Here is a 7,505-nt window from a genome sequence, read left to right on the forward strand (position 1 = left end):
GCTCGTAATAGGCCGGATCGGCGATGTTGTTCTCCAGCCGCGAGATAGAGGCCATCACAGCTTCGATTTTCTTCGGCAGGGATTCCAGTGCGAATTTCTGCTTGAACGACAGTTTCTTCGCCGGCACTTTTGGCGCGGCGGCTTCGCTCTTGCCTGACGCGGGCGCCTCGCCATTTTCGGCTCTCGCCCGCGCCTTGCGGTCGTCCAGCTTCGTGCCGCCGCGCTGCGCCAACATGTCGGAGTAGCCGCCGGCATATTCGATCCAGCGGCCTTCACCATCCGGCGCGATCAGGCTGGTCACGGTGCGGTCGAGGAAATCGCGGTCGTGGCTGACCAGGATGACGGTGCCGGCGAAACCGGCGACCAGTTCCTGCAGCAGTTCAAGCGTCTCCATGTCGAGATCGTTGGTCGGCTCATCGAGCACCAGAAGGTTTGCGGGCCGCGCCAGCACGCGCGCCAGCAGGAGCCGCGCCCGCTCGCCGCCGGACAACTCGCGCACCGGCGTGCGCGCCTGCTCCGGCTTGAACAGGAAATCCTTCATGTAGGAGACCACGTGGCGCTGCTCGCCATTGATGACGAGGTTTTCGCCGCGCCCATCGGTGAGATATTGTGCCAGCGTCTCCTGCGGGTCGACCGCCTCGCGCTTCTGGTCGAGCGTTGCGATCTCCAGATTGGTGCCGAGCCGCACCGAACCTGCGTCCGGCTTCATCTCGCCGGTCAGCATCTTCAAGAGCGTGGTCTTGCCGGCGCCGTTCGGCCCGACCAGGCCAACGCGATCGCCGCGCTGGATGCGGGTCGAAAACGCCTTGACCACGGTGAGATCGCCAAAGCTCTTTTCGATGTTTTTCGCCTCGATCACCAGCTTGCCGGACTCGGTGGCGTCGCTCGCCACCATGATCGCCGACCCTTCGGCCCCGCGATGACCGCGAAAACGCTGACGCATGGTCTGCAACTCGCCGAGCCGGCGCATGTTGCGCTTGCGCCGCGCCGTCACGCCGTAGCGCAGCCAATGCTCTTCGCGAACGATCTGGCGACCGAGCTTGTGCTGCTCGCGTTCTTCTTCCTCCAGAACCAGGTCGCGCCATTCCTCGAAATGGCCGAAGCCCTTGTCCAGCCTGCGGGTCTGGCCGCGATCGAGCCAGACCGTGGCGCGCGACACGCGTTCGAGGAAGCGGCGGTCGTGCGAGATGACGATCAGCGCCGAGGAGGTGCGGATGAGTTCTTCTTCCAGCCATTCGATGACCGAGAGGTCGAGATGGTTGGTCGGCTCATCGAGCAGCAGGATATCGGGCTCCGGCGCCATGACGCGGGCAAGGGCGGCGCGCCTCGCCTCCCCGCCCGACAGGTCGTTCGGACGTTCCTCACCCGACAGGCCGAGATGCTCCATCAGATAGCTGGCGCGGTAGGGATCGTCGGCGGGGCCAAGCCCGGCCTCGACATAGGCGCGGACAGTGGCAAAACCTTCCATGTCGGGCATCTGCGGCAGATAGCGGACGGTCGCCGAAGGCTGGCGGAACACTTCGCCGTCCTGCGGCTCGATCAGGCCGGCGGCGATCTTCAGCAGGGTCGACTTGCCGGACCCGTTGCGGCCGACCAGCGCGATCTTGTCGCCGGCCGAAGCCGTCAAGGCGGCGCCATCGAGCAGCGGCGTGCCGCCGAAGGTCAGTTTTATCCCGTCGAGGTTGAGAAGGGGCGGGGCCATGTCAGCTTTCAGGTAAGGGATAGGGATGAGCGAGCAGCATCGCGCGGCCATGGCCGAGCGCGATTTCGAGGCGGCCCCCGGTCTTGTCGGACTTGACCTCGTTGGAAATGGTCAGCGACGAACCGAACGCCACCTTGACGTGAGCGAGCGGCCATTTGGCGCCGGTGACGGTCAGGCCGTCGAGCTCGGAAAAGCCGAGCACCGAAAACAGCGTGCCGTCGGCATAGTCGAAGCCGGCCGTTCCGCGCAGCAGGGGGATGCCTTCCTGAGCGCCGCTGGTCAAAAGCACGTCCGTTCCCGCCTCCGCCAGCCGCAGGGCGAGCGACAGATGCAGAAAAGCGTGGTCGGCGCGCTTGCCGCCAAAGGCGCCGGCCAGCACCAGGCGGGTCGCGCCGCGCTCCAGTGCCGCGGCGACGGCAAGTTCGCCATCGGTCTGGTCCTTTTCCGCCGGGAAGGTCCGACGCGGCACGGAAGCGAGATCGTCCGGCAGGTTGGCCGGCACCGAATCGAAATCACCCACCCACAGCTCCGGCACGAGACCCAGCAACCGCGCATGACCGATGCCGGCGTCGGCGGCGATGACGCGGGAGCCTTTGACCTGACGGTCGAGCCGTGGCGTACGGATGAGATCGCCGCCAAGCAGGATGGTGAATGTGCTCATATCGTGTGGCCCTTACCAGCCCGGCACGGGAAACGGAAGGCGGCAAACTCCCGCTTGCATGGCGGATCGGCCCGGCCTATGTGTCGAAACGCTCTAACGGGGTGCCGGACGCGATCTTCGCGGACCGGCTGAGAGGCAGTCTCGCCAACCCGCTGAACCTGATCCGGTTTGTACCGGCGGAGGGATTAGACGTTTCGGACAGTCCGACGCCTCAATTCCTTTCAATTCGAACGAAGGAGGCGCCGATGCGCACGCTTTTATATGCTCTTGTTTCAGCAACGGTCGTGGCCTTGTCCGGGCCCGCCTTGGCCAAGGACAAGCTCACCGTCTACACCTATGAGAGTTTCACCGCCGACTGGGGTCCGGGTCCCGTGGTGAAGAAGGAGTTCGAGGCCGAATGCGGCTGCGACGTCGACTTCGTCTCGGTCGCCGATGGCGTCGCGCTGCTCAACCGCGTCAGATTGGAAGGCACATCGACCAAGGCCGATATCGTGCTTGGCCTGGATACCAATCTCACCGCCGATGCCAAGGCGTCAGGCTTGTTCGCGCCGCATGGCGCGGTGACGGATGTCAGTGTGCCGGGCGGCTGGAGCGACGACACGTTTGTCCCCTTCGACTACGGCTATTTCGCTGTCGTCTACGACACGCAGAAGATGAAGACGCCGCCGAAGAGCCTGAAGGAGCTGATCGAAGGCAGTGCCAACGACAAGATCGTCATCCAGGACCCGCGCACCTCGACGCCAGGCCTCGGCCTGCTTCTTTGGGTCAAGTCGGTCTATGGCGACAAGGCACCCGAGGCCTGGGCCAAGCTCAAGGCCAAGGTGCTGACCGTGACGCCGGGCTGGAGCGAGGCCTATGGGCTGTTCACCAAGGGCGAGGCGCCGATGGTGCTGTCCTACACGACGTCGCCAGCCTACCACATGGTCGCCGAGAACACGGAGCGCTACCAAGCGGCCTCCTTCGAGGAGGGCGAGTATCTGCAGATCGAGGTGGCGGGTATCACCACGACAGGAGCCAAGAATCCGCTGGCGGCCAAGTTCATGGCCTTCATGACCGGGCCGAAATTCCAGGATGCCATCCCCGAGACCAACTGGATGTTCCCGGCAGGCAAGACCGACAAGCCGCTCAATCCGGCCTTCGACAAACTGGTCAAGCCGACGAAGACCTTGCTGTTCAGCCCGCAAGAGGTCGCCGCCAACCGCAAGGCCTGGGTCGATGAATGGCTGGCGGCGATGAGCAAATAGGCAGCGCGATGGCGCCGGCGCATTCCACGGATTCCCGCGTCAGTGCCGGCATTGTCGCGCTCGCTGCAATCGCGCTGCTGATCGGCGGCGCGTTTGCTGGCCTGCTTTTCGAGGGCGCCCATGATTTCTCGGGCGCCTGGGCAGCCTTCGATCCCTATCTGCTTCGCGTCATTCGCTTCACGCTCTGGCAAGCGGTCCTGTCGACGCTGCTTTCGGTCATCCCGGGGCTGTTTGTGGCGCGCGCTCTGTCGCGGCATCCACGTTTCTTCGGCCGCGCCTTCATCCTGCAGATCTTCGCCGTGCCATTGGCGCTGCCGGCCATCGTTGCAGCGCTCGGCATCCTGGCGCTTTATGGCCGTGCCGGCTATTTCGCCGGCGTGCTTGCCGTTATCGGCGGCGGAAGCTGGCCGGGCATCTATGGCCTGTCCGGCATTCTCGTCGCCCATGTCTTCTTCAACCTGCCGCTGGCGACGCGGCTGTTCCTCGAGGCGCTGCAGACCATACCGGCCGACCAATGGCGGCTGGCGAGCCAACTCGGCATGGCGGCGCGGCCGGCGTTCCGGCTGATCGAATGGCCAACGCTGCGCGCCGCACTGCCCGGCGTCGCCGGGCTTGTGTTCATGCTCTGCATCACATCCTTCACGATCGTGCTGACGCTCGGCGGCGGGCCGGCCGCGACGACGCTTGAGGTCGGCATCTACCAGGCGCTGCGCTTCGATTTCGATCCCACGCGGGCCGTTACACTGACGCTGCTGCAGATCGCCTTGACCTTTATCGTGGTGCTGGCACTGACGCGGCTAGGCGCCAATGTGGTCGGCGACACCAATTTGCCGGTCGCGCAACGCCGCCATCTTTCGGTCAATCGGAGCGAGACCTGGTTGAACGCGCTACTCATCGTCCTGGCGCTGCTGTTCGTCGTCGGGCCGATTGCGGCAACCGTGATGGCCGGATTGAGTGCCGATCTCGCCCGCTTGGCCGGCGAGGCCACTGTCCGGCAGGCAACGCTGACCAGCGCGGCGCTCGCCTTCCTGTCGGCGCTGCTTTCGGTGATGCTGTCGCTGGCGCTGACCATGGCGCGGCGGGCACTGGCGCTGAACAGCCGGACTGGCCGCAAGACACTGCTCGAACATGCCGCCGATACCGGCGCCGGCTTTGTCCTGGTCGTGCCGCCGATCGTCGTCGGCGCCGGCTGGTTCCTGTTGTTGCGCCTTGTCGGCGATGTCTTCGCCCTCGCCCCGGTCATGGTCGTCACCGTCAACGCGGTGATGGCGATGCCGTTTGCGCTCCGCGCCGTGCGTCCCGCCTATGATGCAGCGAGCGAGCGTCACGAACGGCTCTGTGCACAGCTCGGCATTGCGGGCTGGAACCGGCTGATGCTGGTCGACTGGCCGTCGCTGCGGCGACCGCTCGCCACGGCCTTCGCTTTCGCCATGGCGCTGTCGCTCGGCGATCTCGGTGTCATTGCCTTGTTCGGCAGTGATTCCGTGCAGACATTGCCCTACCTTCTTCTGGCTCGGATGGGCAGCTACCGCACCGAGGATGCCGCCGGCCTCGCACTGCTGCTCGGCCTCGTCTGTCTCGCGTTGATCGTGGCGGCGCACTGGCTGGGAAGGGAGGAGGTCCGTGATGCGTGAAAAGGCGGCCAACGGGCTCGCGAAGGGCGCGCCGGTGCGGCTGGACAAAGTGTCGTTCAGCTATGGCAGCTATGGCGAGGCGCCGCTTGTTTTCGATGTCGAGTTTGCCGCGGCGACGATCACCGCCATCATGGGGCCGAGCGGTTCGGGCAAGTCGACACTGCTCAATCTGGTCGCCGGCTTCGAGACCCCACGGTCGGGCCGCGTGCTGGTCGGCGGTGTCGATGTCAGCGCCGAGCCGGCCTCGGCGCGGCCGGTGTCGATGGTGTTCCAGGAGAACAATCTCTTCGCGCATCTTTCCGTCGAGCAGAATGTCGGGCTCGGCCGCTCGCCATCCCTGCGGCTGACCGAGGCGGACCGCGCTGCGGTCGCCGAGGCGCTTGCGCGCACCGGTCTTGCGGGCAAGGAGAAACGCCTGCCGCGCGAGCTCTCCGGGGGCGAACGCCAGCGCGTCGCCCTGGCCCGCGTGCTGGTGCGCGACCGACCGGTGTTGCTGCTCGACGAGCCCTTCGCTTCGCTCGGACCGGCTTTGCGCGACGAGATGCTGGATCTGGTTGCCGCCGTTCATGCCGAACGCGCCATGACAGTGCTGTTCGTCACCCACCAGCCGGAGGATGCACGCCGCATCGGCGAGCATATGGTGTTTGTCGACAATGGGTTGGTCGCTGCGACCGGCAAGGCTGATGATTTCTTTGCCGGGGCTGGTCCGGAGGCGTTCCGGCGCTATATCGGCGCGGGTGCCGGATATTCCACATCACGCGATGTTGCCCGGAAGCGGACATAATTTACGGTCAAACCGGCTCCAGGCGATGTGGCGTTTGCTTGCCATGACCGGGGGAGTGTGGCTAGGTCCGCCCTACCGGTCCGGCACAGGCCGTGATTTGCCTGCAGTATCCGGCGCCCGCCCCTGGGATGGGCCGCGGATACTGCAGCAGTTTGAGATATGGCACGTGAGCATTCTGAAGATCGTCCCCGATTTTCAATGTCATGTGCCGGGACCCGAAAGGAAGCCGTTCTGGCGATCGGCGCTAACACATTGGGAATGAAACCGCTGGCGCGCTTCCTCGCGCTGGCCGGCTTTGCCGTGGCGTTGGCAAGCTGCCAGATGTTCACGCCGCCGGAGGTTCAGGAATCCGGCTTCCAGCCTTCCGACAAGCCGATCACGGTGGACAATGTCGGCGCCAACAACAAGCTCGCCGAATTGGCCAGGGCGCAGCATCCGCGCATCCTGGCGACCTATGGCGGCGAATATTCCGATCCCAAGCTCGAGCGCATGGTCGCCAAGGTGGTCGGTAGTTTGACGGTGGTGTCCGCCAACCCGACACAGACCTATCGCATCACCATTTTGAATTCGCCCAATGTCAATGCCTTCGCGCTGCCGGGCGGCTATCTCTACATCACGCGCGGCCTCCTGGCGCTGGCCAATGATTCGGCCGAGCTTGCAGCTGTCATCGCGCATGAGATGGGCCACGTCACCGCCAATCACGGCTTGCAGCGCCAGCAACTCGAGGCAGAGGAAGGCCTGGCGACCAAGGTGGTTTCCGATGTGCTCGGCGACAGCCCGACCGCCAAGGCGGCGTTGATCCGCGGCAAGCTGAGGCTCGCGCAATTCTCGCGCAACCAGGAGCTGGAAGCCGACGCCATCGGCATCAAGTCGATCGGCGAGGCCGGCTACGATCCTTTCGCCGCCGGCCGCTTCCTGCAATCAATGTCGGCCTACACGGATTTCCGCTCGATCAGCGGCGCCACCGACGCCAGCCTCGACTTCCTGGCCACGCACCCCAATACGCCGCAGCGCATCGATCTGGCGCAGCGCCATGCCCGCCAGTTCGGCGCGCCGGGCGTCGGCACGCGCGACCGCGATTCCTTCCTCGCCGGCATAGACGGCCTGCTCTATGGCGACACGCCGGAAGAAGGCTATGTGCGCGGCGAAACCTTCCTGCATCCGGGCCTTGGCGTTTCGTTCACGGTACCGGACGGCTTCATCATCGACAATTCGGCGGCAGCGGTGACGGCCACCGGCCCCGGCGACATAGCGATCCGTTTCGATGGCGTGTCGATCGACAAGAACCGGGCGCTGACGGACTATATCCGCAGCGGCTGGGTGGCTGGTCTCGTCGACAGCAGCGTCAGGCAGGAAACCATCAACGGCAACGAGGCAGCGACCGCGCATGCCGGCGCCGAAGGCTGGCAGTTCGACATTGCGGTGATCCGCGCCGGCGGCCAGGTCTATCGGCTGCTGACCGCGGCCCCTTCGGCCAGCA

6 protein-coding genes and 1 riboswitch are annotated in these 7,505 nt (G+C 65.2%); of the genes, 4 read left to right on the forward strand and 2 right to left on the reverse strand.

Going from position 1 to position 7,505, the window contains the following annotated elements; all coding sequences use genetic code 11:
* Window positions 1–1,702: ABC-F family ATP-binding cassette domain-containing protein (locus EN925_RS15305; RefSeq protein WP_164894222.1), on the reverse strand; the 1,702-nt coding region annotated here is incomplete at its 3' end.
* Between the two features lies 1 nt (window position 1,703).
* A complete protein-coding gene (locus tag EN925_RS15310) occupies window positions 1,704–2,363 on the reverse strand; it encodes a thiamine diphosphokinase (RefSeq protein ID WP_027162509.1) in 660 nt (219 codons plus the stop codon).
* Window positions 2,364–2,450: 87 nt separating this feature from the next.
* A riboswitch (TPP riboswitch) is annotated at window positions 2,451–2,565 on the forward strand.
* Window positions 2,566–2,608: 43 nt separating this feature from the next.
* Between EN925_RS15310 and thiB the strand changes: the two genes are divergently transcribed.
* The 4 genes from thiB to EN925_RS15330 all read left to right on the forward strand — a co-directional run.
* Window positions 2,609–3,607, forward strand: coding sequence for a thiamine ABC transporter substrate binding subunit (gene thiB, locus EN925_RS15315; protein WP_063169191.1), 999 nt, complete (start codon window positions 2,609–2,611; stop codon window positions 3,605–3,607).
* Window positions 3,608–3,615: 8 nt separating this feature from the next.
* Window positions 3,616–5,241 carry a thiamine/thiamine pyrophosphate ABC transporter permease gene (gene thiP, locus EN925_RS15320; RefSeq protein ID WP_128336665.1) on the forward strand — a complete coding sequence of 542 codons (1,626 nt, stop codon included), beginning with the start codon at window positions 3,616–3,618 and terminating at the stop codon, window positions 5,239–5,241.
* Window positions 5,234–6,025, forward strand: a complete 792-nt coding sequence (thiQ, locus tag EN925_RS15325) for a thiamine ABC transporter ATP-binding protein (protein ID WP_063169190.1) — start codon at window positions 5,234–5,236, stop codon at window positions 6,023–6,025. Before thiP ends, thiQ begins: the two co-directional genes overlap by 8 nt.
* 258 nt (window positions 6,026–6,283) lie before the next feature.
* A partial coding sequence (locus EN925_RS15330) for a M48 family metalloprotease (RefSeq protein ID WP_164894223.1) occupies window positions 6,284–7,505 on the forward strand: 1,222 nt, incomplete at its 3' end.

Origin of the sequence: Mesorhizobium sp. M7A.F.Ca.US.006.04.2.1, from assembly GCF_004022915.1 — a bacterium.
GTDB lineage: Bacteria > Pseudomonadota > Alphaproteobacteria > Rhizobiales > Rhizobiaceae > Mesorhizobium > Mesorhizobium ciceri.